This window comes from Paenibacillus sp. yr247, assembly GCF_900103825.1.
In the GTDB taxonomy this organism is placed as follows: Bacteria; Bacillota; Bacilli; order Paenibacillales; family NBRC-103111; genus Paenibacillus_E.
The window spans coordinates 1-26,215 of record NZ_FNIF01000007.1; the positions used below are offsets into that span (position 1 = coordinate 1).

Here is a 26,215-nt window from a genome sequence, read left to right on the forward strand (position 1 = left end):
ACCCTACCAACTAGCTAATGCGCCGCAGGCCCATCTATAAGCCACAGATTGCTCCGTGTTTCATAGTTCTCTCATGCGAGAAAACCAATTATCCGGTCTTAGCTATCGTTTCCGATAGTTATCCCGATCTTATAGGCAGGTTACCTACGTGTTACTCACCCGTCCGCCGCTAACTTATCCCGAAGGATAAATCCGCTCGACTTGCATGTATTAGGCACGCCGCCAGCGTTCGTCCTGAGCCAGGATCAAACTCTCCATAATAGTAAAACTATTTGAAAGCTTAATTGCTCATTTGCGTTGCTAGCGAGATTTTGCAATCTCTTTTTGGTCGATTTCTCGACCGTGCTTACTCACTCGTTGTTCAGTTTTCAAAGATCAATTTCTTTCATTTTCCGTCTTCTCTCGAAAGCCGGAATATCAAAATAACACACTAACTATTATTTTGCAACTTGTTTTTCTAAAGTTACTTCTTTATTCCCGCATGTCTCAGCGGCAACTTTTATAAGATACCACAGATGCTGTAACTGAGTCAACCACGATTTGCATGTATGATCTTACCATCTAGAGCAAAGTTAGTTTTAGACCTATAAGAAGTAAGACCCCAGGGACCCCTAGAACAGTAACAGTCCCTAATGTGGCTGTATTAATAGGGAGGTCAAATTGTGTGTAGGTACTCAATAAGTTCAATGTGTATAAGAGGAATGCAGCCACAACAATATTCAATCCTAGCGCTGATAATACCCTGCCGCCGCTGCTATTCCGAAAAAAAATGAATAATAGCATTAGAGATGAAAGTACAAGTAATCCCCATACAGCATATTTGAGATACACCTTCTACACCTCCATTAATCGATCACTGTCAATCAGACTCAAATTCATCTTTTTGGCTTGCTTGATGAGCATTTCAAATCTTTTCTCTGCAGCTTCCATAGCATAGATCGCATAATCAATCTGATCCTTGTCCAAAGCAAATTCAAAGTGCGCTTGAGCCGCCACCCAATTCGCATGGGCATTACGAATCTCTTGAATTAGCATCTGCTTGTCCTTCTTAAGTTCTTCTTGAGCGTTTTTCGTCTTTGGATTCTTCATCCCATACTTTCCTAATAGAGCTGGTCGCACATGCAAACCTCCATTCCTCCCATAACCGGGTTGATCTATCCATATGGGAAAAATGGAACATTTAGAACCTTCATGACATTTTTTTTGGCAACAAAAAAGAGAGCTTTGCAAGCTCCCTGATCATTATGCACGTTATTTATAATTCCCTGCGGCCTTCCATTGCTTTGGTCAGCGTCACTTCATCAGCATATTCCAAATCTCCACCCACTGGCAATCCATGCGCGATACGCGTAACCCGAAGACCGAATGGTTTGATTAATCTGGACAAATACATGGCTGTCGCTTCCCCCTCGATATTCGGGTTGGTTGCCAAAATCAATTCCTGCACCGTTTCATCACCCAAACGCTTGAGTAATTCAGCTATGTGAATTTGATCCGGTCCAATCCCTTCCATCGGGGAAATCGCACCATGCAGTACGTGATAATATCCTTCGAATTCTTTGGTGCGTTCCAAAGCGACCAAATCCTTAGGTTCTTGGACGACACAAATGACGGAACCGTCCCTGCTCTTATCTTGACAGATACGGCAAGGATCAATATCCGTAATGTTACAACAGACCGAGCAATAGTGAAGGTTCCTTTTTACGTTGACGAGCGCCTTCGCGAAGTCTATCACGTCTTCTTCTTTCATACGAAGGACGTGAAAGGCGAGGCGTCCCGCTGTTTTGGGGCCTACCCCCGGCAGACGAGAGAAAGCATCGATTAACTTGGATATCGGTTCGGGGTAATACAAAGGAGTTCTCCTTCATCGTTCAGAATCGTTGCTCTTGGTTGTCTTTAGAACAATCCAGGGATATTCATACCACCTGTAAATTTGCCCATATCTTTGTTAGCGATTTCTTCCGCCTTGGCCATAGCATCATTCACAGCCGTAAGCACGAGATCTTGCAGCATTTCAACATCATCCGGATCAACAGCTTCGGGCTTAATTGTAATACTTTGAACTTTTTTGTGTCCGTTAATGATGACAGTGACGACACCGCCGCCTGCTGTACCCTCGATCATTTTAGTACCCAGTTCTTCTTGGGCTTTCATCATTTGTTCTTGCATTTTCTTTACTTGCTTCATCATTTGATTCATGTTATTCATGGCAGGTAGCTCCCTCGTATTTAGTCTTCTTTAATCGTTACTAACTCTTCGCCAAACAATTGGATCGCTTCGGAAATCCACTCTTCTTTGACAGCAGTCCCATTATCAGTCTCTAATTCCATGACTTCAGGAGCGCTGCTAGTCGCATCATTCTTTGCATCGTCCCACTCCTTACGCATGATCGTAAGCAAACGTATTGGCTTACTAAACACCGAAGTAAGCACTTGCTCGATAATGACTTTGTTTTCCGGTTTTTCCGTTGTATTGCGATGCATCTCGTTTTTGAATGCAACAAGTACAACATCATCCAGCATGGATACCAGATCACCATTTACGAACCAAGCATGAACGGTAATCTTCTTTTCTTTTACAACACCTAACACTTGACTCCACTTCATAAGAGCTGCCTTAGTATCTGCATTCTCCGAGGCCTTCAAGTAACCGTCCAGCTTGATGCCCGACTTCTTCGAAGGGGCCGAGGCCACCGGCATTTTGGCGGAGGCCGCTTGCTTAGCATGGGGATCGGACGATGCACCCGTTACTCCCGATTTTACCAGTCCGGCTATCTGTTCTTCAAGTTGTTGAAGCTTTTGGGTCATTTGCGCAAAAAGTTCACCTTGAGGCAAACGATTTCCGGCTTCGGCCCTCATACTTTCAGATGAACTGCTGCCCTCTCCTCTATGACCACCGCACATTTTCATAATCGAAATTTCTAGCAGGGTCTGAGGCTGTACGGAGTATTTCATTTCGCTCTGATAATGATTCAGTGTTTCGATGATGGCCATCATTTCACTAGGTGAGAAATGATTGGCAATGTCCTTTAGTTCGCCCATATCAAAAACACGTTCCGTAATAACAGGCGAATTCGGCACCATGCGAACCATGAGCAAATCGCGGAAGTAGTTAATCAAGTTTTCAATACATTTGTCAGCGCTCTTTCCTTCTTGCATGAAAGTATCGATAAGCTCTAGCGCGGCTCCAAGATTCTTCTCTTTGATGTAAAGAACGAGTTTCTTGAATTGATCAGAAGCCACACCGCCGGTGATGGACAAAATGTCAGAGAGCTGCACTTCACCCGAGGCAAAGGATGTCGCCTGATCCAGCAGACTGAGTGCATCCCGCATCCCGCCATCCGACAGTCTCGCTATATAATGGAGAGCTTCCTCGTTGATAGAGATCTGCTCCTGCTCACAAACATATTTCAGCCGCTGCACCTGATCATCCATCGAAACTCTCCGAAAGTCAAAGCGTTGACAACGAGAAATAATCGTTGCTGGGATCTTATGCGGCTCGGTTGTTGCTAAAATAAACATGACATGGGCCGGAGGCTCTTCAAGAGTCTTCAATAGGGCATTAAAAGCTTCGGTCGTGAGCATGTGCACTTCATCAATGATGTACACCTTCTGCCTTACTTCTGTAGGGGCATATTTTACTTTATCACGAATATCCCGAATTTCTTCTACGCCGCGATTGGAGGCAGCATCGATTTCGACAACGTCCATAACAGCACCGTCCGTGATTCGTTCACATGCTGAGCAAGCGTTGCAAGGTTCTTCCGCCGGACCGTTTAAGCAGTTAACTGCCTTGGCTAATATTTTGGCCGTACTTGTCTTACCTGTTCCTCGAGGTCCGTTGAACAAATAAGCATGGGTAAGGCGATTTTCTCGCAAAGAATTCTGCAGTGTCTGCGTGATATGTTTCTGACCGACAACTTCACGAAACGTCTGAGACCTCCACGTTCGATACAGAGCAATATGTGCCATAATGTTCCTCTCCAATAATCCCTGCGTGGAATGACTGAATCCATTATACTATAACCCACCAAGGGATGAAATAGAGGATCAAGCATAAGGAATCGATATCGTGAACGTCGTCCCAAAGCCTTTGGAAGATACACGTATCGTACCTCCCATATCGTGAATGATTCGCTGGCATACCGAAAGACCTAATCCTGTACCCGTATCCTTCGTTGTGAAGAACGGATCGAAGATTTTATCAATCACGAACATCGGGATTCCTGAACCAGTATCATGAATATCAATGCTGACATTCCGTTCAACCGTGTCCACTTTCTCTGAAATTGTCAATGTTCCTCCATCCGCCATTGCCTCTATGCCATTTTTACAAACATTCAAGAAAACCTGCTTGAGCAGCTCTTTGTCTGCAATAACTTCCGGCAAGTGATAGGAAGCTTCATATTGAAGATGAACATTGTACAAGATTGCTTCATTATTGATGATAGGTAAAATCCCTCGCAGCACTTCCGTCACATCGATCCGCTCATAAGAAACATGTTTAGGCTTACTGAGCAGAAGAAATTCATTCACGAGCTCGTTGATCCGATCGATTTCCTCTAACATGACCACGGTGTAGCTCTGTTCTTTCTCCATTCCTTGCACTTCAAAAGTGCGCCGCAGCACCTGCAGAAAGCCTTTGATCGAAGTTAGCGGATTCCGAATCTCATGCGCTGTGCCTGCTGCAATTTGCCCGATCATTGCAAGCCTGTCACTTCTTTGAACCATCTCTTCCAGCGAGCGCATATTCGTAACGTCCTTGAAAATCACATAAGCCCCTACAATTTTACCTTGACTGTCTTTCAGCACATTTGAATCCAACAGCAGCTCAAACCGTTCTTGATTATTCGTCCAGGAAACCGCATGATTGCGTACGACAGCACCATCCAAGATCGTTCGCTGCACAAGCTGATGCTGGCTTGGAACTGTTGCAAAGATCTCCTCTAACGACTTATTAAGAATATGCTCCCGATCCATAGCTAGAATCTGGCATGCTCGATCGCTGACATCGACAAGCGTAAAATTCATACTAATTAACAAAACACCTAAATTGATATCTTTCAGAAAGGCGTCTGAGAATCGCTGCAGCAGATTTAATTGTGGGTACTCTTCTTGATGCTTCATGGCCAAGAGATACGTTAGCTTATCGCCGCGCATGAGCTTCAACATCGAAAATTGATAAAAGATGGTTTCGCCGTTTTTACCTACCAGGAAACCATGGGGCCATTCCACCAAACTGGATTCGTTCTTAAAATAAAACTCGTACAGCTCACGCAAAGTTGCCCTCACTTTAAAAAGTTGAGGGAAAGAGATTTGCGTTATTTCTTCGGCCGAATACCCCGAAAATTTCAAAATTTGATCTGTTGCTAAAATGATTTTTCCATCCTCATCGACAACGAGCATACCTGTCTGTACATTTAGGTTGAATAGCTTTCGCATTTCCTCAATGGAAACCATGTAATCTTGAGGGTCATGAATGGACATTTCAGCAGCTCCTTCACTTTCTCTAATCGAATCGCAGAATTCGCAAACGTTTACATGATAATTCAGATGTTATATTCATTCTCTGTAGAGCAAGAATTTTCCTTCCCTTAACAAAAGAAAAAACGCCCTAAATGCTGGCGTTTTGTTGTGTGTCATTATTTGAAATGATTAAGTAAAACCGTGCACCTGTTATTGATAAAGTGATACAAGCGAACTCTTATCGTTGGCTCAAGTCAGGCATCCCTTCGGCACATGAAACATCTCACTTACGGCTGCTTCCTTCCAGACCTGACCGGGTTCATGAGCATTCATTGCGAAGGACCCAACTCTCAACACCACGTGTAAGAGCCAGACCTCACATCACAGTACCGCTAACAGGAATTCAACCTCGCTACAGCGGATTGCGAGTTACAGGGCACCGCTACCTCCCCGTCTAGCACAGTAAAAATAGTATAGCTGATTCAATTGTAAATAGCAACCGAGGGGAAAATCTACCTGCTTATTGAACGATTTTCACGATCACCTTGTAGCGCGGCATGTTAGTGTTCAAGGCCATTTGGGCTTGTGAACGGAGTTCCTCCACTTGCGAAGCCGTTAAAGAAGGTCTTGGTTTTATTTTCACCCGTGCGGTCGGCCCGTTAATGGAGATATTGGCCTTCTCAATACCTTGCAGCTGCGCGAGTACGGCTTTCATTAAGTTCGTATCATCCTCGTAGTGATGATACGTAGGATTAAGCGGGTCGTTCGGATTCACACTCGTGAGCCCCATGTACCCGTCCTGCTTGTAATGCTGCGCTTTATACTGTGCACCCTCGGACAGTGGATTCTTGTTACCGGAATTAATTCCACAGCCAATTAGGCTCGTTATGAGCAGGATGGCTCCCGTAAACCTAAGCATGCCCCTAAACATAAAAACACCTCCCATTGGACTCTAAGTCTAAACTTAGGATGACCAAGGGAGGTTGTCTTATGCTGATTGGCAGCAAAGAAATTGATGCCAATTAGATTCCGTATTTCTTTTTGAACTTGTCGACACGGCCGCCTACATCGATAAACTTCTGTTTACCTGTGTAGAAGGGATGGCAATTTGAGCAAATCTCAACGCGAAGATTTTGCTTGATAGAGCCCGTTTCGAACACATTACCACAAGCGCAAGTCACTGTGGTTGCATGATAAGAAGGATGAATACCTGCTTTCATGTTGGTTCACCTCTTTCCGCCCTGAATCATTTGCTGAAACAGAGTTAATGGACGTACCTGTGCATTATAACATATTCGGAAGTCCTGATCAATCAAAAATAGACCGGATAACCCTTCCTTTAGAGCACTGTAGTGACGGTTGGGTCACTCGTGTAGAACTTCGGTGTATGCGAGTAAGAACCAAGAACAACATCTGGCAATTCTTGCTGGAAAATCTCAATCATTTGCTTCATCCCAAGCAGTTCACCTTGAGCCTTAGGAATAATGCTCAGGTAACTTTCGGGATCAATATTCAGGTTGCGCAGTTGAATCAATTTCAATCCGGTTCTTCGCACGAATTCAATCATAGCCTCGATCTCTTCTTCTCGATCGGTTACACCTGGGAATACAAGATAATTGATCGAAGTTATGACACCTTTATCCGTGGCGTAACGTAGAGACTTCTCCACATTTTTGAGCGTATAAGCCCTCGGCTTGTAGTAGGCGTTGTAGTGATCATCCAACGCGCTAATCGTACTCACGCGCATTAGATCAAGCCCTGCGTCTACAATGCCGCGGATATGATCCGTGAGCCCTGCATTGGTGTTGATATTAATATAGCCCATCTTCGTCTGCTCGCGGACTTGCTTGATGGCATCGATAATGATCACAGCTTGTGTACTAGGTTCCCCTTCACATCCCTGCCCAAAGGAAATAATGCTCTCTGGCGTTCGTAGATGCTCCAGCATGATCTGTGTGATCTCTTCGACCTTAGGCTTGAAGTTCATACGAGTCTGAGGAGCCACGAAGCCGCTCTCATCCGGCTGTTCCGAAATACACCCGAAGCATCCTGCGTTACAGGAGTAGGAGACCGGAACAGCCCCCTCCCAGCGCTGGAGAAACGTATTCGAAGCAGTCAGGCATTCATACCCGAGTGCACAATTGGATAAGTGCTGATATAACCGATTATCCGGATACTTGCTAACCAATCGTTTGACCTCCACTTCAAGCTCTGTAGGGTCACAATGTACTGGGTTCCAGTAGTACGGATTATCCGTCAATCGTGCAGCTACATAGAAGCCGTCTTCTTTCCATACGACAGCGGTATACCCGAAAAGCGGCAGTGCTTTGGTCTTATCCGATTTAACATAACCAGGGAGCAGAAGTCTAGTGAAGCCTTGCGGGAGCAGCGCCCCCACGGCATGATAATCACCCTCAACCAGCTTCATGTCGCCAGTCGCCGCATCAATACCGACCGGTCGCGTGAACGGAAGACTAACGAGCGTTGATCCTTCAGGCAGAGGAATCAACTCGTCTTCTAAAATTTCTGTGATCATTTCTGCGTTTCGACCAAGTGCCAAGAAATCAGGATGGTCAAAGACGTTTCCTTGTGAGTCTGAATAAACCAAATTCATAGCGGTACTCCTCTTTGTGCGTTACACGTATCTTCCAGCTTAAGAAGCTGAGTTTTTCACTTTACCTTTGCTCACACTCACCCCTGCTGATCCAGCGGAAGGGGAAGCTAGAGAGTCCAGAAACTCTTGATTCGTCTTCGATTCTCCGAGCTTTTTAATGAATGATTCTGTATATTCGTGCGAATCGTTCATGCCTTTGCGAAGCGCCCATACCTTCTCGAGCTCATCTTTGCCGAGGAGCGCTTCTTCGCGGCGCGTACCGGATCTGCGAATATCAATCGCAGGGAAAATACGGCGTTCAGCCATTTTACGATCAAGATGTAACTCTAGATTTCCTGTACCTTTAAATTCCTCATAAATGACATCGTCCATACGTGAGCCCGTTTCTACGAGTGCTGTAGCAAGAATCGTCAAGCTGCCGCCTTCTTCAATATTACGGGCAGCCCCGAAGAAACGTTTGGGACGATGAAATGCAGCAGGATCAATACCACCTGATAGCGTTCGGCCCGTTGGCGGTACCACGAGGTTATAAGCCCTAGCCAGACGTGTAATGCTGTCCAGCAAAATGACAACGTCTTTCTTATGTTCAACCAGACGCATGGCGCGTTCTAATACAAGTTCAGCGACTTTAATATGATTTTCGGGAAGTTCATCAAAGGTAGAAGCAACCACTTCCCCTTTAACAGAACGCTGCATATCGGTAACTTCCTCCGGACGCTCATCAATGAGCAGCACGAAGAGTTCAATTTCCGGATAATTGGTAGATATACTATTAGCGATTTCCTTGAGCAACAGCGTCTTCCCTGCTTTAGGAGGCGCTACAATCAAGCCGCGTTGGCCTAGACCCACAGGGGCAAGCAAGTCCATAATACGCATGGATATCTTGTTAGGCTCCGTTTCGAGTGTAACCCGCGTGTCTGGATAAAGAGGTGTCAATGCAGGGAAGTGGAGTCGCTCTGCAGCCGTTTCCGGTTTCTCCCCATTCACCGCTTCTACCTGAAGAAGCCCGAAATAGCGCTCATTCTCTTTGGGTGGGCGGCATTTGCCCGACACAATGTCCCCTGATCGCAAATCAAATTTGCGAATCTGAGAAGCCGATATATAAATGTCCTCTGAGCTTGGAAGGTAGTTAATTGGACGCAAGAACCCGAAGCCTTCCTGAAGGATTTCGAGAACACCTTGCATGAACATTAGACCACTCTCAGCCGCTTGTGCACGTAAAATTGCAAAGATGAGTTCTTTTTTCTTCAGCGTACCGTAATATGGAATCTGATGTTTCTTAGCTAGTTTATATAATTCAGTAAGCTTGAGTACTTCAAGCTCGGCAAGCTGCATGCTCATGTTTCAACCACCAAACTATTAAATTTTCAATTGGATTCTAGCATTGCCTGTTGTTTGTAACTTTATTCCTCGCTCTCGCGCCAAACCTCAGCACCGAGTGAGGATAAATTGAAAACCAAGTTCTCATAACCACGATCAATAAATTCAACCCCGGAAACTTCCGTAATACCACCCGTTCTTACACTAAGCCCCGCAAGCACAAGAGCAGCCCCCGCTCTCAAATCCGTTGCTCTTACTTTTGCGGAACTGAGCTGTGAACCCTCGATGATAGCAGAACGTCCTTCGACCTTCATCTTCGCTCCCATACGCACAAGCTCAGGGATATGTTTGAAACGATTACTATAAACATGATCCGTTAATATACTTACCCCTTTAGCTTGACAAAGCAGGCTTGTCATCGGAGATTGTAGATCCGTCGCAAATCCAGGATAAATCAACGCTTTCACATCAACGCTTTCATATTCAGGCTGACCCACAACACGAATTGACTCATCCATTTCATAGATATGTACGCCCATTTCCTGCAGCTTTGCAGTTAAAGCCTCCATATGTTTAGGAATAACATTATCCACGGTCACATCGCCGCGTGTAGCTGCTGCTGCAATCATATACGTGCCCGCTTGAATTCGGTCAGGAATAATGGAATGGCGGCAACCATGCATCTCAGTTACCCCTTCGATTCGAATTGTTTCCGTTCCTACACCCTTTATTTTCGCACCCATCGAGTTTAAAAGCGTAGCCACATCTATAATTTCAGGCTCTTTAGCCGCATTTTCGATAATCGTAACTCCTTTAGCGCGTGAGGCCGCCAGCATGATGTTGATCGTAGCTCCTACACTCGCCATATCCAAATATATTTTTGCACCGCGCAGCTCTTTGGCACGTATCTTTAAAGCACCGTTCTCATTGCTGACCTCGGCACCTAATGCTTCGAATCCTTTTATATGCAAATCAATCGGACGTGGTTCAAAGTTACAACCACCCGGGAGACCAATCGTTGCCTCTCCAAATCTACCAAGCAGTGCTCCCATCAAATAATAGGATGCCCTAAGCTTCTTTACTTTGCCATTTGGCATCGGAAGCGACTTCATTCGACTTGGATCGATCGTCATCTTATCTTCATTCCAATCGATTGTAGCTCCTAAATCCGTCAAAATTTCTGTATATATAGCCACATCACTCAGATGAGGCAGATTATCCAATGTCACCGACGTTTCTGCAAGTATGGCAGCTGGAATGAGTGCAACTGCACTATTCTTAGCTCCGCTAATTTGAACCGTTCCCCGTAGTGGACGTCCCCCGACCACCATTAATTTCTCCAACATGATTCTCCCCCTAAACCAGGTGCCTACTTACAAAGTAATTAAAACAAAATAACCAAACGCAACCTATCAAACAACAAATAAACACAACATCATACTAAACTTCCATGACAAATAAACCACTCACGGTTCTCATAGAGAACATAAGACGAAAAAAATAGAAGAAGGAAACGCTCGTAAGGATACAAATGGCAGACAAAATTCATCTATCTCCACTCGCTCCTTACTGCATTTCCTACCATGTCTATACAATTGGAATTAAGCTTGATTGCTGCTTCCGAACAAGGTAATTTTGGATTTTACAACTTCGATCATAGCATTACGTGCTGGGGTGAGATATTTACGAGGATCATAAATTTTGGCATCTTTGTTCAGAGCTGCGCGGATGCTTTCAGTGCATGCCACTTGGTTCTCTGTATTTACGTTGATTTTACCAACGCCTGCCGCGATAGATTTACGAATCATTTCGTCAGGTACGCCGGATCCACCGTGTAATACAACTGGAACTGGAATCGCTTTGGAAACCGCTTCGATAATATCGAAGTGAATGTTAGGCTCGCCTGCATACATACCATGTGCAGTACCTACAGCGATAGCCAGACAGTCAACACCTGTTTCTTCGTAGAAACGGATAGCTTCTTCTGGTTTTGCAAGGTTAGCGTGCTCTTCATCAACAGATATGTCATCCTCTACGCCGCCAATTGTTCCAAGCTCACCCTCAACGGATACACCCATTGCACGAGCTGCTTTTACTACTTCTTTCGTCAAACGAATGTTTTCCTCGAAAGAATAGTGGGAACCATCGAACATTACGGAGCTGAATCCTGCACGGATACATTTCATTGCGACTTCAAAGGAACTGCCATGATCTAAGTGAAGAGCAATCGGCAGACCGGATTTTTTAGCTGCAGCTTCAGCAATTGCTACTGTAAATTCGATACCCATATATTTCAGTGCGCCTTCGCTAACACCATAAATGAACGGGGATTTCAGTTCGATTGCAGCTTCCACAATCGCTTGAGCGAATTCAAGGTTATTCATGTTAAATTGACCTACCGCGAATTTGTTCGCTTTTGCTTTAGGTAAAAACTCATTCATTGAAACCAATGCCATGTTTCTCTTCCTCCTAGAACCTATAATAGTTGCGTATACCGCTCTTTCTCATACCTGAGTTATTATAGCACATAACTTTTCAAATGATAACCAAGCCCATGCCTTTCAGCCACAAAAAAAGACCCTATCACTAGGATCCCACTGCAAAACCACTGCTTGATTCATTATTAAGCTGCATATTGACAGCCATACGCAATTCATCAATATCAAACGGCTTCGTGAAGTGCATGATTGCACCTAGATCCGTTGCTTCTTTAATCATATCGAGCTCACCATAAGCCGTCATCATAATGACTTTGATGGATGCATCGATCGCTTTTACGTGTTTCAAAATATCCAGGCCGTCCATACCAGGAATTTTCATATCCAATAACAGCAGGTCAGGCGAAGAATTTCTAACGATTTCTAGAGCCAACTTACCGTTAGAGGCTTGATAAGTATCGTATCCTTCGTTACTGAAAACCTCCATTAGCAATACACGAATTCCATTTTGATCATCGACAATTAATACTTTTTTCCTCATCAGCCTAGTTCCCTCCCGAAAACGAATAACTAATCCCCTAATTCTATTGATTATTAGTAATTCGCTATTCATTTTCGTTTTCCTTCCGAAGAAGAGGGACTAATTGAAAAGTTTTACATTAGCGAGCGATCTGCTGAGCGGCTTTCACGAAATCTCGGAAAAGCGGCTGCGGACGATTCGGACGCGATGTGAATTCCGGATGGAATTGCACAGCCAAGAACCAAGGGTGACCCGGAAGCTCGACCATTTCGACCAATCGGCCGTCCGGCGATGTACCGGAAATGCGCAAACCAGCTGATTCAATCAAATCGCGATATTCATTGTTAAATTCGTAACGGTGACGATGTCTCTCATAGACAAGCTCATCATTGTAACACTCAGCTGCAAGGGAGCCAGGAACAAGCTTACATGGATATAGACCAAGACGCATTGTACCGCCTAAATTCTCGATATCCTTCTGCTCTGGCAGTAGATCGATAACCGGATAAGCCGTTGTAGGATTGATTTCGGAGCTATTCGCGCCATCCAAGCCTGAAACGGAACGCGCATATTCGATGACAGCCACCTGCATACCCAAACAAATTCCGAAGAATGGAATTTGTTTTTCGCGGGCATAGCGGATCGCTGAAACTTTACCTTCAATACCGCGATCACCGAATCCACCCGGTACCAGAATACCTTGAACACCCGAAAGAAGCGAATGTACGTTATGATCATAAACTTCTTCTGCATTCACCCAACGGATATCAATTTCGGAGTCATTATCGATGCCAGCATGACCTAGTGCTTCCACAATACTCAGGTAAGCATCATGAAGCGCAACATATTTCCCTACGATCGCGATTTCAGTCTTCTTAGTTAATGATTTCACTTTACGAACAAGGCTTTCCCACTCAGTCATGTCCGGCTCGTTCGTTTGCAGTTTCAAGTGTTTAACGACATAATCGTCAAGTCCCTGCTCACGAAGCATCATCGGCACTTCGTATAACGTCTCTGCATCCTTACATTCAATAACAGCAGCTGGCTCGATATCACAGAATAATGCGAGCTTGCGCTTCATATCTTCCGTGAGGGAATGCTCAGTACGACAAACGATAACGTGCGGCTGAATACCCAGTCCACGCAGTTCTTTAACGCTATGTTGCGTTGGTTTCGTCTTCACTTCACCAGCAGCTTTAATATAAGGAATCAGCGTCACGTGAACATACATCACATTCTCGCGGCCAATATCATTTTTCATTTGACGGATAGCTTCCAGGAACGGCAAGCTCTCGATATCCCCAACCGTACCGCCAATCTCGGTAATCACGACATCAGATTGCGCTTCACGACCAGCGCGAATCACACGTTCTTTGATCTCATTTGTAATGTGCGGAATCACCTGTACAGTGCCACCCAAGTATTCGCCTCTGCGCTCTTTGGTAATAACCGAAGAGTACACTTTACCTGAAGTTACGTTGGAACTCTTGGAAAGGTTAATATCGATGAAACGCTCATAATGACCTAAGTCCAAATCCGTTTCTGCTCCATCGTCGGTTACGAATACTTCACCGTGCTGGTAAGGACTCATGGTTCCTGGATCCACGTTAATGTAAGGGTCGAACTTTTGAATCGTAACTTTCAGACCTCTGTTCTTAAGCAATCTCCCTAAGGAAGCTGCGGTAATTCCTTTGCCAAGGGATGAAACTACGCCTCCCGTAACGAATATATATTTGGTCACTATGTACGCCTCCTTAAAGTTTTCGCCAGAAAACTGGCTTCGTGAGCATGAGCTTAGTTTTCGCCAGAAAACTGGCTTCGTGAGCACTGACTTGATTTGTTGTATGCAAAAAGCTTACGCCGTAAGCATTCGCTATCGTTGTTGCTAACCATCTCTTGTTTAGTTTCTACTAAATGAGGGTTTTCATGAAAATACGGTGAAAAAACACTAAAAAACAAAAAAAGTGACACCCGTAGTGACGGGGCACTTTTTGAATGCTTTCGCGAATTGTTAAGATTCTTTTAAAGCCCATGCAATAGTTTACTCTGAATAGATAGACCTGTCAAGACAAGTTATTTGCCGCCGGATTCCTCTTCTTCCAAATCCTCTTCCTCATCTTCTTCGTCGGAATCCCCGTCTAAATCTTCTTCCTCTTCGTCAGTCTCTTCAATACCCGCTTCACCAAGATCCTCTTCGATTTCTTCATCTTCGAAGAATTCAGTATCCTCTTCCGTTTCTTCCTCTTCGGTTTCGGTACCAAATGTATCGTACTCATCTTCTTCTGCGTATGTATCTTCTTCCTCAGCGTAGATGTCTTCATCTAAATCATCGTCTTCGTCATTGATGATTCTTGGACGCTTCGCGTTACCAACCGCATCGTCTGATTTCTCTACAGGGTACCAGCGTTTCAAGCCCCATAGGTTCGTACCTACGCAAGCAAAACGTCCATCGATGTTGATTTCCGTATATAGTTGGGCAATCACTTGCATCACATTCTGCTCAGATAACCCTTTAATTTTAGCAATCTCCGCCATCAGGTCACGATAATAAAACGGTGTATTCGCTGACTTCAGTAATTCAAACGCCAAATCCACCATCGGCATTTCGCGTGCTTGCTCTGTGGTGATTTTGAGTGTGTATTCGCTACTCATCTAAGGCACATCCCTTTCGACCGTCTTCTTCAGTTCTTCTATCTACCTTATCCAATATCTTCATTAAGTAAAACCTATTTTTTCTAAAATTGCAACTATCCCTTAGAAACCTTTCGAGCAGCTGAGGGATAGATCCTTCGGAGGGAGGAAAGCAGCCCCCTAAAATGAATACAAGCGAAGGTCCCCCTCCGCTTGCGACTGTATCCTAAGGAAGCGGCGCAAACGAATCACGGCCGTTTCCACTACCTGAGAAAGAGACACTCCTGCCCGCGCCTCTCTATCTATCCTATGTAAAACCTACACATCTGACACGGCTTCGAACCCATTTATTTCTATAAAGGCGATTACACGGTCATACGGAGTGACCTGTACATAAGATAGGGGAGATTCGATTCTAAGCTGTCATGGGGGGATGGCATATGGATGTAGCCACCTTTCTTCATTTGCTTCATGAGGAAATCGGTCTCGCCAAGCGTTCTGATAAAAAGCATATCATCCATTTCTCATCGGCTAAGGACTATTACGATTGCAAATCAGAGCTTAAACGAATGAAGTCGAATCTAGTCAACCTTTCTAAGGTCCGTGATCTAGACATCATTCACGCTTTCTCCTGCACGCTTCGTCCCGATACAAAGCTCAGAAGTTTCTCCGGTGTGCCGAGCATTGAAGAAGATTCCAAAATGACCGTTCACCAAATGATCGGCAACAAAATTGCCTCCAAACGCGCAAGCACCTTGTCGGGCTCTCACACGATCCCTTGGGGCGTTGATCAAGTAGGCGCTCCCGAAGTTTGGAGCAAGTCGGTAGGTCAGAACATTCGGATCGGAGTCATCGATACGGGCATCGATTACAATCATCCTGATTTACGTAATTCAATTTCACGAGGTATTAATTTATTAAACCACAGTATGCTGCCCTATGATGATAATGGTCATGGTACGCATATCGCCGGAACCATCGCGGCAACGGGCCGCTATTCAGGAATTGTGGGTGTAGCTCCAAGAGCCATCATTCATCCGGTAAAAGCGTTCGACCATGGTGGAAGCGCTTATGTTTCAGACATTATCGCCGGCATTGATTGGTGCGTTCATAACGATCTCGATATTATCAACATGAGCTTCGGCATGAAGGCATACAATCGTTCTCTCGAGCAGGCTGTCATGAACGCGTATTACAAAGGGAAAGTCATTGTGGCCTCATCGGGCAACGACGGCAAAAGAAAAACGATCGATTACCCCGCCCGTTTCCCGCAGGTTGTTTCCGTCGGTGCCACAACTCGGCTAGGTAAAATTGCTCCCTTCAGCAATCGCGGAAAGCAAATTGATATCTACGCACCAGGCGAACGCGTCTACTCGTCCTGGCTTCACGGCAAATACAATGAGCTAAGCGGCACTTCCATGGCCACTGCTCATGTCAGCGGCGTCATCGCTTTGATGTTGTCAATCAAGCCGATGTCGCCGCTGCAGATTAAAACCGCGCTGCGGCGCTGCGCGCTCGGCCTTAACAGGCGTTCGAGCACGCGCTGGCAGCCCGGGTATTTGAACGCCCGACGGGCGATTCGGGCGGCGCGCCAGAGCTAAAGCGGGCAGAGCCCCGCTTATAGCATGAAGAAGGACCATCAGTAGATCTCTCTGATGGTCCTTCTTTGTGTGGAGCGGAGATTACATCCGCTCTGGAGCAGATACGCCAACCACACGAAGCGTGTTGGCTAATGTAATGCGCAGTGCGCCGAGCAAGGCGAGACGCGCCTGGGTCAAGGCCGCGTCATCCGTGATGACATAGTGGCCTCTGTAGTAGCTATGGAACTGGCTCGCCAGTTCATAGACATAGCGTATGAGCCGATGCGGCGCGTACTGGTCGGCCGCGATGGCGATTTCTTCCGGAAGCTCGCCCATCTTGCGAAGCAAATCGAACTCAGCTTCCGAAGTAAGCTGGGTAAGGTCTACCTGCTCCAGCGGCAGCACCTGGATGTTCTGCTCTTCCGCCTGGCGGAAGATGCTGCAAATCCGTGCATGTGCGTACTGCACATAGAACACAGGGTTCTCATTGGACTGAGAAACCGCCAAGTCCATGTCAAAGTCCAAATGCGAATCCATGCTGCGCATCGCGAAGAAATAACGAATCGGATCCACCCCGACCTCGTCCATGAGATCTTCCATCGTGACTGCTTTGCCGGTCCGCTTGGACATTTTGACCTTTTCTCCATTTTGGAAAAGGCTCACCATCTGTGCTATCAACACGACGAGCCGATCCGCTTCAAAGCCCAGCGCCGTCATAGCCGCTTTCATCCGTGGAATATAGCCATGATGATCAGCGCCCCAAATATTAATCAAACGCTCAAAACCGCGCCCAAATTTGTTGCGATGGTAGGCGATATCGGGTGTCAGGTAGGTAAAGGAGCCGTCATTCTTAATCAACACGCGATTCTTGTCATCACCAAGCGGCGTTGTATTGAGCCAAGTCGCGCCTTCTTCTTCATAGATGTGTCCATTATCCCGCAGCTCTTGAAGCACAGGCGGGATGAGGTTATCTTCATAAATCGATGTCTCGGAGAACCAATTGTCGAAATGAACACCAAAGCGACCCAAATCGTGTTTAATTTTGTCGAGTTCTTTTTTCAACCCATACGTGCGGAAATAAGCAAGACGTTCATCTTCCGGCAAGCTAAGAAGGCGATCTCCTTCTTCTGCAGCAAGGTCTGCCGCAAAGCCTTTGATATCTTCGCCGAAGTAACCATCTTCCGGCATCTCCGCTTCTTGTCCAAGCGCTTGTAGATAGCGGGCTTCGATCGATTTGGCCAAATTGATAACTTGATTGCCGGCATCATTGATGTAGTACTCTCGGGATACATCGTATCCAGCGAGATCAAGCACGTTGCACAGCACGTCCCCAGCTGCTGCTCCACGCGCATGACCCAAATGCAGAGAACCCGTTGGATTGGCACTAACGAACTCAACTTGCACCTTGAGCCCTTGACCGACGTTAGTCGCACCGTACCGTTCACCCTGTCCCATAACATTTGCAATAACGGGATATAGGTATACTTTGTTCATTTTAAAATTAATAAAACCCGGTCCCGCAATTTCCGCTTCTGCGATATTCGCTTTATCCTTTTGCAGGTTAGCAATGATTTGCTCGGCAATTTGTCTTGGGTTCTGCTTAGCAATTCGAGTTAGCTGCATCGCGACATTCGTTGCGAAATCCCCGTGCGTCTTTTCTTTCGGCACTTCAAGAATAATCTCCGGTAATTGCGCCGATTCCACGATGCCCGCAGCTGTAACTGCCTCTGCTATAGCTTGTTTAACAATGGCTTTGACTTCGTTTAGTACATCCATTCGTCTTACTCCTCCTGAATTAACAACTTGATCCTGTATGTTCCCGCATGAGTGCCTGATGCATATAAATCATAGCTCCACCTCGTAATACCGATGCCTTGCTCGGCCTCCGATGTCAGCTCATGAGTCTCGATTTCGAGTTCCAATCGACCTTGAGGCGTCTGATAAAAGCCGATCCGCCTCTCGCCGGGCACAAACATTTGCTCTGCTTGCACATCTCCTTGGCGGACAATGCGTATCTGATTTTCTTCCAGCTTAATGAGCGTCACTGTTCGTCCAAGCTCGTTCGGCTCTTCTTCATAGCGGATGTACGTGTGATTGCCTTTACGATAGAGATCCCCCCGTGCCTTCTGCACCGCAGTCTCGCTCCCGCTTCGACTCTCAATTCGGATCCGCACGCGCTGCTTAGCCGTCATGGTCCGTCATTCTCCTATTCTTCAGTACCTCTTTGCACCTTATGTCAGATAAGGCAAGTTAGGTATTAGTTTATATGATAAGGTCGATGAATTCAATGTATTGCGAAGATCGCTGCATTGGACAAGCGCATTTGTTAAGCCCTTAATGAAGCAAAGAAGCCCCCAAAACCACTAAAAAGTGGAGTTGAAGGCTTTCCCTCTCATTCGTATCAGGCTCTTAGATGGCTGGAATAGGCATCCCTATGTTCGCCCACTGCTCTTTGGCAGGACCATATGCTCCAATGACGGACACACCCGCTTGGCGCATAAGAATCGTCAGTTGACCGCGATGGTGGATCTCATGTTTGAGATAGTTGTACAACGTCTCACTGATCGTCCACCGCATACCAAACATATTGACGACTTCTTGCAGCTTGGTATCCGTGAGTTGATCGCGAACCGCATGGATTATACCCTGTGAAGTAGCTCGGTAGGCATCAGCGATCGCAGCTGCATGTAAAGGCGGCTTGCTGGACGCTGAAGGTGCCTCGAACTTCAGACCTGCCCCAAGCAGCATTCCCCTATCGTTATGAACCAAATGCCAGGCCACATATCCAAGGGCTCTATAGCCATCTGCTTGCGGCTGCCGCAGAGATTCATCGGTTAAGGCATCCAGCAGCTGTTGCGTCGTTGCGGATTCTTGCTGATACTCTTTAATAAAGCTTTGTACGGTAGTAAACATCTACATAACCTCCATGGACGGTACAGGATGAGCAAAGATTCACACTAGGTGAGTCCGGTTCCTGTCTCCTACTATTTATTCTCAGTATATTCCTGATAGACTGACAACAGTATGGCAGTATTCTAAAGTTACTACGAAGTTTTTCTCGTTAGAAAAAACCTAAGGCTCTGCCTCAGGTTCTTCTGTCTAATTTGATTACATGGAAATAATCCTGCTAATTTCTTCAACCGATCTGCTTTTATCTCAATAAATGGAATCACACCTGTTATACTCTTCAGATTTGTATTATTTAGTGGTCTAGCGCCGAATTAGATGGAGGTATTCCAGTTAAGTGGCTCAATCCTCTTTAAACATAAAATTACCAGGAGGATTTCCATTTACCCTAAACCCCGTTTATCGAAAAAACCGTCAGCACCTCCTGATATCAAGAAGTGCTGACGGCTTATATGTGTTGGGCGCTATTAGCGTATTACTTTATCAAATCTTCAACGAATTTAGGCAATACGAATGCCGCTCTATGTAGGCGCGGTGTGTAGTACTTCGTTGGGAATTCGGGAATCGCGGCTTCTTCTACCTGCAGCGGATCGTGCTTTTTGCTGCCCAATGTAAAGGTCCAGAGACCGCTTGGGTAGGTAGGAATGTTCGCGCTGTAAACACGTACGATAGGGAAGATTTCTTTGACATCACGGTTAACCGTTTGGATCAGATCTGCTTTGAACCAAGGGTTGTCCGTTTGGGCAACGAAGATCCCGTCTTCTTTTAACGCGTCATAAATGCCTTGGTAGAAGCCCTTGGAGAACAGCTCAACAGCTGGACCAACTGGCTCTGTGGAATCGACCATGATAACGTCGTAGGTATTTTTGTGATCGTGAATGTGCATATAGCCATCGTTAACGATGACTTCCACACGAGGGTTGTCCAGTTCGCCGGCAATGGTTGGCAGGTACTTTTTGGAATACTCAATGACCTTGCCGTCAATATCAACAAGAACAGCCTTTTTCACTTTCGGGTGCTTCATGATTTCGCGAATAACTCCGCCATCGCCGCCGCCTACGACAAGCACATACTCTGGGTTCGGGTGAGTAACAAGAGCAGGGTGAGCAACCATTTCATGATAAACGAATTCGTCTCTCACGGTTGTCATAACCATGCCGTCAAGGGTAAGCATTGTTCCCCATTCTTCAGTCTCGATCATCGATAAGTCTTGAAAGTCAGTTTGCTCTCTCACGTAAGTCTCTTTTACTTTTGCTGTGATGCCGAAGCTATCGGTTTGTTTCTCTGTGTACCACAATTCCATGGTTATACCCTTCTTTCGCTTCTATATTGGATGAATAAATCCTAATTTTCGTTATCTCTAACAGTGTTCCTCCAGTTGGAAAAGTCATGCGAAACCGAACTGTATTTTCCAGTCCCTTCATACCAAGGATAACGGCTTCCACCGTCCAATTGGACGAGTGCGTTTATCAAGGTTGATGTAAAGCAAGTTAAGTTAAAAACTTAACCTTTATAAACGCACAAATTGTATTATAGTTGATTACCCCCAAAATGCAATATTTTCCTAGGGTTTTTCAATATTTACTAAAAAATATTTACAATTTGTTGAATACGGACTGCCATGCTTTTCCATACTGGATAGTAATGCCTTTGGCATGGAGAAAGGAGGTAGGAAACGATGTCCGAGAACGGAAACAATCGTCAGCCATCCACAGGCTCGCCACAAACGCCAAGAGATAAAGAGGTACCCGCGTCAATGCGCTGGATGCGCCGTATTAAGAAAATGTTCTCATTCCTATTCACTTCCTGCATTTTTTTGCTCATTGCCGCGGCTGGTTTTTTCCTTTATTTACGTGCTCAAACACTGCCCGTCACCAAAATGCTGCAAACCTCCCAAATGTACGATACGCATGGCGAACTCATCGATACCTTCTATTCGGGGCAAAATCGACAGGTCGTCACACTGGGCGAAATTTCGCCTTACCTCATTAAAGCTACGCTCGCAGTCGAGGATCAGCATTTTTATGAGCACTTTGGCGTAGATGTGAAGGCGGTTGCCCGGGCAGCCGTTGTGAATGTGCAAGCCATGGCTAAGGTGCAGGGTGCAGGCACGATTACACAGCAGCTAGCTCGGAATTTATATTTAAATCATGATCGGACTTGGTCGCGTAAAATCAAAGAAACCGTTTTTGCTATCCAAATGGAAATGCAGCTCAGTAAAGATGAGATTCTTACAAATTATTTAAATCAGATTTACTACGGTCATTCGACGTATGGTATTGAAACGGCTTCCGAGCTGTTCTTCGGCAAGCATGCCAGTGAGTTGACCTTGGCGGAGAGTGCCATGATCGCCGGAGTCCCTAAAGGACCTCGCTACTATTCGCCTTATTATGATCTAAAGAATGCGATGGATCGGCAAAAGGTGGTGCTGCAAACGATGGTGCGCAGCGGCTTCATTACACAAAGTGCCGCTGACGCCGCAGGTAAAGAGAAGCTGGCCATTCAGCCCCTCACGAAAAAGAAAGCTGCCGCAGCCCCCTATTTCCGAGATTATGTGCGAACACTGGCAACGGAAAAACTAGGTATACCTGAGGAACAGTTCGATGAGGGCGGCATTCGCATTTACACGACACTTGATAAAAATGCCCAGCAAATCGCCGAGAGTGTCATGGCCAAGCAGCTCACAGGTAAAGCGGACCTTCAGGCCGCACTTGTGGCGATCGACCCGAGAACAGGTGAGATTAAAGCGATGGTCGGCGGTCGCGACTATTCCGAGAATCAGTTCAACCGCGCACTCTCGAATACGAGGCAGCCGGGGTCGTCTTTTAAACCGATCGTCTATATGGTAGCTCTGGAAAATGGCTATACACCCGTGACGCAGGTGAAAAGTGAGCCGACGGTATTCACGTACGATGAAGGGCGTCAGAGGTACACACCTAGAAACTTCAACGATCAGTACGTTAATGCGAATATCGATATGCGCCAAGCGATTTCGAAATCGGATAACATCTATGCGGTGCATACGATTCTGGATGTCGGTCCTGCGAAGGTAATTGATCTAGCTCGCAAGCTGGGCATTGCTTCTCCGATGAAGCCACTCCCATCGCTGGCTCTGGGGTCTTTCCCGGTGAGTCCGTTGGAAATGGCGTCGGCGTTCGGCACGATTGCGAATCAAGGCGTACATCAAGAAGCGACTGCGATTGTGCGTATCGAGGATGCGAACGGTACTATTCTATATGAAGCACACCCGCAAGCGGAACATGTGCTTGATCCAGCCGTCGCTTATGTGATGACGAATCTGATGGAGAGCGTATTCGAAGAGGGCGGGACAGGCAACCGCGTTGCCAGTACGATAAAGCGGCCGATTGCCGGCAAAACAGGAACGACCGACACGGACGCGTGGCTGGTCGGTTTCACACCGGAGCTCGCGACGGCTGTATGGGTCGGGTATGACAAAAGTCGGGATATCTCTAGTGTAGAATCCCACCTAGCTTCTCCTATTTTCGCGGAATTCACGGAACAAACGCTGGAGGCGATACCGCCGAAGCTGTTCCAGATTCCTGAAGGAGTAACTAGCGTCTACATTGATCCCGTGAGCGGTAAGCTGTCCAATGAGGACTGTCCGAACTCACATCTGGAAGCATTCCTTGTTGGCACGGAGCCTACAACGTACTGCACAGGCAAACCCGCGAATCCCGCTTCGAACGATGACAAAAAGGGCACACCAAAAAGTCAAAACGGCTCCTGGTGGAATGATCTCAAACGTTGGTGGAACGACTGATCCAGGGTTCCCAGAAAACACAAAAAGGCAGAACTAAGCGCGTCTTAGTCTGCCTTTTTGCTGTCCTAGTATATGAGGTAACATACACTAGGGTCTAGTATACTCGGTTCATCTTAGCCTAACAATGGATGACACATAATGTTCATAATCTCATTTTGTGAAAGTAGAAGCTTAAGAAAGTGCATCTTTCAGTGCTTGATCCGAGCGATTCCACCATTCCTCGTTGTGCGCGATCAGTTGATTTTTGAGTGCCGCCCGCTCCCCGTCTTCCAAGCCATCTAGGATGAATTTGCGTTTCATCGCAGCGTCCATTTTGTTCACGTGATCGGCTAAAATTTTCCACCCTCTGCGTGCTTCTGTATCCACTAACATTTCGCAAGCTGTCATACCAGCATAATAGGCTCCTTCTTCGGTACGGTCTACTGCGACCCAAACGATCCAAACTTTACGGCCATTCGGAACATCTTCTTTGTTCGTTGAGAATTTGATACCCTTCTCGATCTTGCTCTTGGCATGAAGCGTACCTTCATCCAGGTAGGCTTCATCCCCATCAATAATGACACCAGATACATTGCTCAGATCGATCGCTCCGGCACCGAATCCTTTATGGTTCACTTTGGAGCTTACTATATTTAAGGCTAGCTTCTTTTTATCCGCTTCCATGAGGGCACCTTCCACTCTTCGTATTAATAAAATGACGCTTTGTTTTATTGTAGCTAAAGTCATCCTCCAGAACAAGGGCGGTTCTGCTCCGCTGCTGATGTGACCAATCTATTCATTTCCCCTCACTCCTCCTACCTCAATAGAATCTTTGATAAGCTGCTTTGTTCCTCCTTCTAACAATTCTTTTCCATTCGCAGAAATATTCCCTAGGTTGTCTACATATACATGCTGTAGATGCTTGTTAGGCGGGGTGAATCTCATGAGAGTTCTATTCAAAAACCGCAAGGTACAATGGTTCGTTGTCATGCTCCTTGCAGCAGGCACTGTCTTGCTGTCTGAAACTTTGCTCCCATCCGCAAGTAGACTGACTGTTCCAGTCGTCTCTAAGGATGAACCGTCTGCTCCGGCACCGGACATGCAGCCTTCAGATAGCGCCAAACCGTTAGAGAAGCAAACGCCAACACCGCTCAGCTATCGTATTGCGGAGTATCACATGAATGTTGCCTATACGCCTGAAACGAGGCAGCTCAAAGGGCAACAAACGCTAACGTGGGAAAATCCCGGAACCGTTCCAGTGCAAGAGCTTTACCTTCATCTCTATCCGAATGCTTTCGCCTCTAAGAAAACGACGTTTATGCGCGAATCGGGTGGAAAGCTGCGTCAAGATGAAGCCAAGACAGATAGTATCGGCAGTATGGATTTGCTTTCTGTGAAAACGGTTGACGGAGATGACCTCAGCACTCGTATGGCTTTCGTGCAGCCCGATGACGGCAATAAGGACGACCATACCCTGCTCAAAATCCCGTTGCTTAAGCCGGTAGGGGCCGGCGAGCAAGTCACGATCAAGACGGAATTCCTCGTCAAGCTGCCTTCTGCCTTCGCAAGAATGGGCTATGTGGATGACTTCGTCATGGCTGGACAATGGTTCCCTAAGGTTGCCGCCTATGAACGTGCAGGTACAAGGGGACGTACGGATCCAGGCTGGAATCTCCACCAATATCATGGGAATTCGGAATTTTATGCGGATTTCGGGATGTATGACGTGAAAATTCAAGTGCCGTCGAACTACATCGTAGCTGCCACTGGGTTCCCCGTTAAGCCCGCCGTGACGGATAACGGAATGAAGACGTACCAATTTTATGCGGATGATGTACATGACTTCGCTTGGTCGGCTTCGCCTCATTTCGTTTACGCGGAAGAACCCTTCTCCACCGCACAAATACCCGGGGTTAAGATTAAGCTCTATCTCGATCCCAATCATCAAGATTTGAAAGACCGCTATATGTATGCTGCCAAAAAAGCACTTTCACGCTACAGCCAGTGGTACGGAACGTATCCTTATTCGACCTTGTCCATTGTCGTGCCCCCTCCGGGAGGCAACGGTGCAGGAGGTATGGAATATCCGACTTTGGTAACTGCGTGGGGAGCTAGCGACAAGAAACCGGATCTGGAGCTGGAACGCGTCGTCGTTCATGAGATTGGACACCAGTTCTTCTATGGGCTCGTGGCTAGTAACGAATTCGAAGAAGCTTGGCTGGATGAAGGCTTTACCTCTTATGCGGAGGATAAAGTTATGGAAGCGGAATACGGGGTATCCCCTAATTTGCCTGTCGAGTCGAGCTACATTACATCCCCTCATACCCTGCAGCAGAATGCGTGGGCCTATACAGGACATGATCAATACGCAGAAAATGTGTATACACGAGGAAAGCTCGTGCTTAAAGCTATTGAGAAAAAGGTTGGCAATAAGACGATGGACCGCATCATGCGCACCTATTTCCAGCGATGGCAATTCAAACACCCTTCTACGAAGGACTTTCAGAATGTCGTCGAAGAAGTGAGCAAAACGAAATGGGACGATTTCTTCAATGAATATGTATACGGCGCTATGATGGTGGATTATTCCGTGGAGAGTATTCGCGTAAAATCCCTAGGCAGCATGGGGGCGGCGTCTTACGAAAGTGCGGTGCTTATCTCCAAACGCGGCGGCAACTCGCCTGAGGTCCCCATCCAGTTCCATTTCTCTGACGGCACGATACTGGATAAATCATGGGATGGCAAAGAAAGCAGTATCGAATTCAAGTTAACCCACACCACACCTGTTGACTGGGTTCGAATTGATCCTAATTACACGCTGATATTGGAAAATAAACATATTAATAATTATATTCAAACGGAAGTGGATCCGAAGTGGAAAATCCGCCTAAATCTCGGTATCGTTCAATTCCTGCAAGCCATATTCGGCTGGGTTACCTGGTAAGCTTTGCAATACGATGCCAGTTCTGCTAATGCAAAA

The 26,215-nt window shown here is 46.2% G+C and carries 23 protein-coding genes, 1 rRNA gene and 1 other RNA gene; 3 read left to right on the forward strand and 22 right to left on the reverse strand.

The features are described from left to right. The 17 genes from BLT91_RS14665 to rpoE all read right to left on the reverse strand — a co-directional run. Window positions 1-261 (reverse strand): 16S ribosomal RNA (locus BLT91_RS14665); the annotation flags it as partial. Window positions 262-561: 300 nt separating this feature from the next. After that, a complete protein-coding gene (locus BLT91_RS14670; protein WP_090822479.1) occupies window positions 562-783 on the reverse strand; it encodes a pro-sigmaK processing inhibitor BofA family protein in 222 nt (73 codons plus the stop codon). A 51-nt stretch (window positions 784-834) separates the two neighbouring features. Further along, window positions 835-1,119 carry a DUF2508 family protein gene (locus BLT91_RS14675; protein ID WP_254776970.1) on the reverse strand — a complete coding sequence of 95 codons (285 nt, stop codon included), beginning with the start codon at window positions 1,117-1,119 and terminating at the stop codon, window positions 835-837. Window positions 1,120-1,255: 136 nt separating this feature from the next. After that, the gene (gene recR / locus BLT91_RS14680) at window positions 1,256-1,852 is read right to left on the reverse strand and encodes a recombination mediator RecR (RefSeq protein WP_090822141.1); all 597 of its coding nucleotides are present in this window, start codon (window positions 1,850-1,852) and stop codon (window positions 1,256-1,258) included. Between the two features lie 44 nt (window positions 1,853-1,896). Then, a complete protein-coding gene (locus BLT91_RS14685; RefSeq protein WP_090822143.1) occupies window positions 1,897-2,208 on the reverse strand; it encodes a YbaB/EbfC family nucleoid-associated protein in 312 nt (103 codons plus the stop codon). Window positions 2,209-2,228: 20 nt separating this feature from the next. Next, window positions 2,229-3,971: a DNA polymerase III subunit gamma/tau gene (dnaX, locus tag BLT91_RS14690; RefSeq protein WP_090822145.1), complete on the reverse strand. Its 1,743-nt coding sequence runs from the start codon at window positions 3,969-3,971 to the stop codon at window positions 2,229-2,231. A 78-nt stretch (window positions 3,972-4,049) separates the two neighbouring features. After that, complete coding sequence (locus BLT91_RS14695) at window positions 4,050-5,486, reverse strand: ATP-binding protein (protein WP_090822147.1); 1,437 nt, start codon at window positions 5,484-5,486, stop codon at window positions 4,050-4,052. A 178-nt stretch (window positions 5,487-5,664) separates the two neighbouring features. Next, window positions 5,665-5,928, reverse strand: an RNA gene (gene ffs, locus BLT91_RS14700) — signal recognition particle sRNA large type. A gap of 57 nt (window positions 5,929-5,985) precedes the next feature. After that, a complete protein-coding gene (locus tag BLT91_RS14705) occupies window positions 5,986-6,396 on the reverse strand; it encodes a hypothetical protein (RefSeq protein ID WP_090822148.1) in 411 nt (136 codons plus the stop codon). Window positions 6,397-6,487: 91 nt separating this feature from the next. Next, window positions 6,488-6,685: a 50S ribosomal protein L31 gene (gene rpmE / locus BLT91_RS14710; RefSeq protein WP_090822150.1), complete on the reverse strand. Its 198-nt coding sequence runs from the start codon at window positions 6,683-6,685 to the stop codon at window positions 6,488-6,490. Window positions 6,686-6,804: 119 nt separating this feature from the next. Next, a complete protein-coding gene (locus tag BLT91_RS14715) occupies window positions 6,805-8,079 on the reverse strand; it encodes a radical SAM family protein (RefSeq protein WP_090822152.1) in 1,275 nt (424 codons plus the stop codon). A gap of 39 nt (window positions 8,080-8,118) precedes the next feature. Continuing rightward, window positions 8,119-9,420, reverse strand: a complete 1,302-nt coding sequence (gene rho, locus BLT91_RS14720; RefSeq protein ID WP_090822154.1) for a transcription termination factor Rho — start codon at window positions 9,418-9,420, stop codon at window positions 8,119-8,121. A 62-nt stretch (window positions 9,421-9,482) separates the two neighbouring features. Continuing rightward, window positions 9,483-10,742 (reverse strand): UDP-N-acetylglucosamine 1-carboxyvinyltransferase, encoded by a 1,260-nt coding sequence (locus tag BLT91_RS14725; protein WP_090822483.1) that lies wholly within the window; start codon window positions 10,740-10,742, stop codon window positions 9,483-9,485. 258 nt (window positions 10,743-11,000) lie between these two features. After that, entirely contained in the window at window positions 11,001-11,855 is an 855-nt protein-coding gene (fba, locus tag BLT91_RS14730; RefSeq protein ID WP_090822156.1) for a class II fructose-1,6-bisphosphate aldolase, read from the reverse strand. Window positions 11,856-11,985: 130 nt separating this feature from the next. Beyond that, window positions 11,986-12,378: a response regulator gene (locus tag BLT91_RS14735; RefSeq protein WP_090822158.1), complete on the reverse strand. Its 393-nt coding sequence runs from the start codon at window positions 12,376-12,378 to the stop codon at window positions 11,986-11,988. A 118-nt stretch (window positions 12,379-12,496) separates the two neighbouring features. Beyond that, window positions 12,497-14,098, reverse strand: coding sequence for a CTP synthase (locus BLT91_RS14740; protein WP_090822160.1), 1,602 nt, complete (start codon window positions 14,096-14,098; stop codon window positions 12,497-12,499). Between the two features lie 332 nt (window positions 14,099-14,430). Further along, on the reverse strand, window positions 14,431-15,009 hold the full coding sequence (gene rpoE / locus BLT91_RS14745) for a DNA-directed RNA polymerase subunit delta (protein WP_090822162.1): 579 nt from the start codon (window positions 15,007-15,009) through the stop codon (window positions 14,431-14,433). A gap of 419 nt (window positions 15,010-15,428) precedes the next feature. Here rpoE and BLT91_RS14750 point away from each other — a divergent pair, with 419 nt between their 5' ends. Further along, window positions 15,429-16,589: a S8 family peptidase gene (locus BLT91_RS14750; RefSeq protein WP_090822164.1), complete on the forward strand. Its 1,161-nt coding sequence runs from the start codon at window positions 15,429-15,431 to the stop codon at window positions 16,587-16,589. Between the two features lie 81 nt (window positions 16,590-16,670). Here BLT91_RS14750 and argS read toward each other — a convergent pair whose 3' ends face one another. The 4 genes from argS to speE form a co-directional block, all read right to left on the reverse strand. Beyond that, entirely contained in the window at window positions 16,671-18,344 is a 1,674-nt protein-coding gene (gene argS / locus BLT91_RS14755; protein ID WP_090822166.1) for an arginine--tRNA ligase, read from the reverse strand. A 5-nt stretch (window positions 18,345-18,349) separates the two neighbouring features. Next, entirely contained in the window at window positions 18,350-18,760 is a 411-nt protein-coding gene (locus BLT91_RS14760; RefSeq protein WP_090822168.1) for a YwiB family protein, read from the reverse strand. A 217-nt stretch (window positions 18,761-18,977) separates the two neighbouring features. Further along, entirely contained in the window at window positions 18,978-19,481 is a 504-nt protein-coding gene (locus BLT91_RS14765; RefSeq protein ID WP_090822170.1) for a DinB family protein, read from the reverse strand. Between the two features lie 469 nt (window positions 19,482-19,950). Continuing rightward, window positions 19,951-20,778, reverse strand: a complete 828-nt coding sequence (speE, locus tag BLT91_RS14770) for a polyamine aminopropyltransferase (protein ID WP_090822172.1) — start codon at window positions 20,776-20,778, stop codon at window positions 19,951-19,953. Between the two features lie 480 nt (window positions 20,779-21,258). Between speE and BLT91_RS14775 the strand changes: the two genes are divergently transcribed. Further along, entirely contained in the window at window positions 21,259-23,256 is a 1,998-nt protein-coding gene (locus tag BLT91_RS14775; RefSeq protein WP_254776971.1) for a transglycosylase domain-containing protein, read from the forward strand. A 171-nt stretch (window positions 23,257-23,427) separates the two neighbouring features. Here BLT91_RS14775 and BLT91_RS14780 read toward each other — a convergent pair whose 3' ends face one another. After that, window positions 23,428-23,919 (reverse strand): YwhD family protein, encoded by a 492-nt coding sequence (locus BLT91_RS14780; RefSeq protein WP_090822174.1) that lies wholly within the window; start codon window positions 23,917-23,919, stop codon window positions 23,428-23,430. 259 nt (window positions 23,920-24,178) lie between these two features. Between BLT91_RS14780 and BLT91_RS14785 the strand changes: the two genes are divergently transcribed. Next, entirely contained in the window at window positions 24,179-26,179 is a 2,001-nt protein-coding gene (locus BLT91_RS14785) for a M1 family metallopeptidase (RefSeq protein ID WP_090822176.1), read from the forward strand. Window positions 26,180-26,215: the final 36 nt, after the last annotated feature.

Coding starts and splice junctions, on each gene's coding strand:
- BLT91_RS14670 (WP_090822479.1), bottom strand. CDS start 783: ATGCTATTATTCATTTTTTTTCGGAATAGCAGCGGCGGCAGGGTATTA.
- BLT91_RS14685 (WP_090822143.1), bottom strand. CDS start 2,208: ATGAATAACATGAATCAAATGATGAAGCAAGTAAAGAAAATGCAAGAA.
- dnaX (WP_090822145.1), bottom strand. CDS start 3,971: ATGGCACATATTGCTCTGTATCGAACGTGGAGGTCTCAGACGTTTCGT.
- BLT91_RS14695 (WP_090822147.1), bottom strand. CDS start 5,486: ATGTCCATTCATGACCCTCAAGATTACATGGTTTCCATTGAGGAAATG.
- BLT91_RS14705 (WP_090822148.1), bottom strand. CDS start 6,396: ATGTTTAGGGGCATGCTTAGGTTTACGGGAGCCATCCTGCTCATAACG.
- rpmE (WP_090822150.1), bottom strand. CDS start 6,685: ATGAAAGCAGGTATTCATCCTTCTTATCATGCAACCACAGTGACTTGC.
- BLT91_RS14715 (WP_090822152.1), bottom strand. CDS start 8,079: ATGAATTTGGTTTATTCAGACTCACAAGGAAACGTCTTTGACCATCCT.
- rho (WP_090822154.1), bottom strand. CDS start 9,420: ATGAGCATGCAGCTTGCCGAGCTTGAAGTACTCAAGCTTACTGAATTA.
- fba (WP_090822156.1), bottom strand. CDS start 11,855: ATGGCATTGGTTTCAATGAATGAGTTTTTACCTAAAGCAAAAGCGAAC.
- BLT91_RS14735 (WP_090822158.1), bottom strand. CDS start 12,378: ATGAGGAAAAAAGTATTAATTGTCGATGATCAAAATGGAATTCGTGTA.
- rpoE (WP_090822162.1), bottom strand. CDS start 15,009: ATGAGTAGCGAATACACACTCAAAATCACCACAGAGCAAGCACGCGAA.
- BLT91_RS14750 (WP_090822164.1), top strand. CDS start 15,429: ATGGATGTAGCCACCTTTCTTCATTTGCTTCATGAGGAAATCGGTCTC.
- argS (WP_090822166.1), bottom strand. CDS start 18,344: ATGGATGTACTAAACGAAGTCAAAGCCATTGTTAAACAAGCTATAGCA.
- BLT91_RS14760 (WP_090822168.1), bottom strand. CDS start 18,760: ATGACGGCTAAGCAGCGCGTGCGGATCCGAATTGAGAGTCGAAGCGGG.
- BLT91_RS14765 (WP_090822170.1), bottom strand. CDS start 19,481: ATGTTTACTACCGTACAAAGCTTTATTAAAGAGTATCAGCAAGAATCC.
- speE (WP_090822172.1), bottom strand. CDS start 20,778: ATGGAATTGTGGTACACAGAGAAACAAACCGATAGCTTCGGCATCACA.
- BLT91_RS14775 (WP_254776971.1), top strand. CDS start 21,259: ATGTTCTCATTCCTATTCACTTCCTGCATTTTTTTGCTCATTGCCGCG.
- BLT91_RS14780 (WP_090822174.1), bottom strand. CDS start 23,919: ATGGAAGCGGATAAAAAGAAGCTAGCCTTAAATATAGTAAGCTCCAAA.
- BLT91_RS14785 (WP_090822176.1), top strand. CDS start 24,179: ATGAGAGTTCTATTCAAAAACCGCAAGGTACAATGGTTCGTTGTCATG.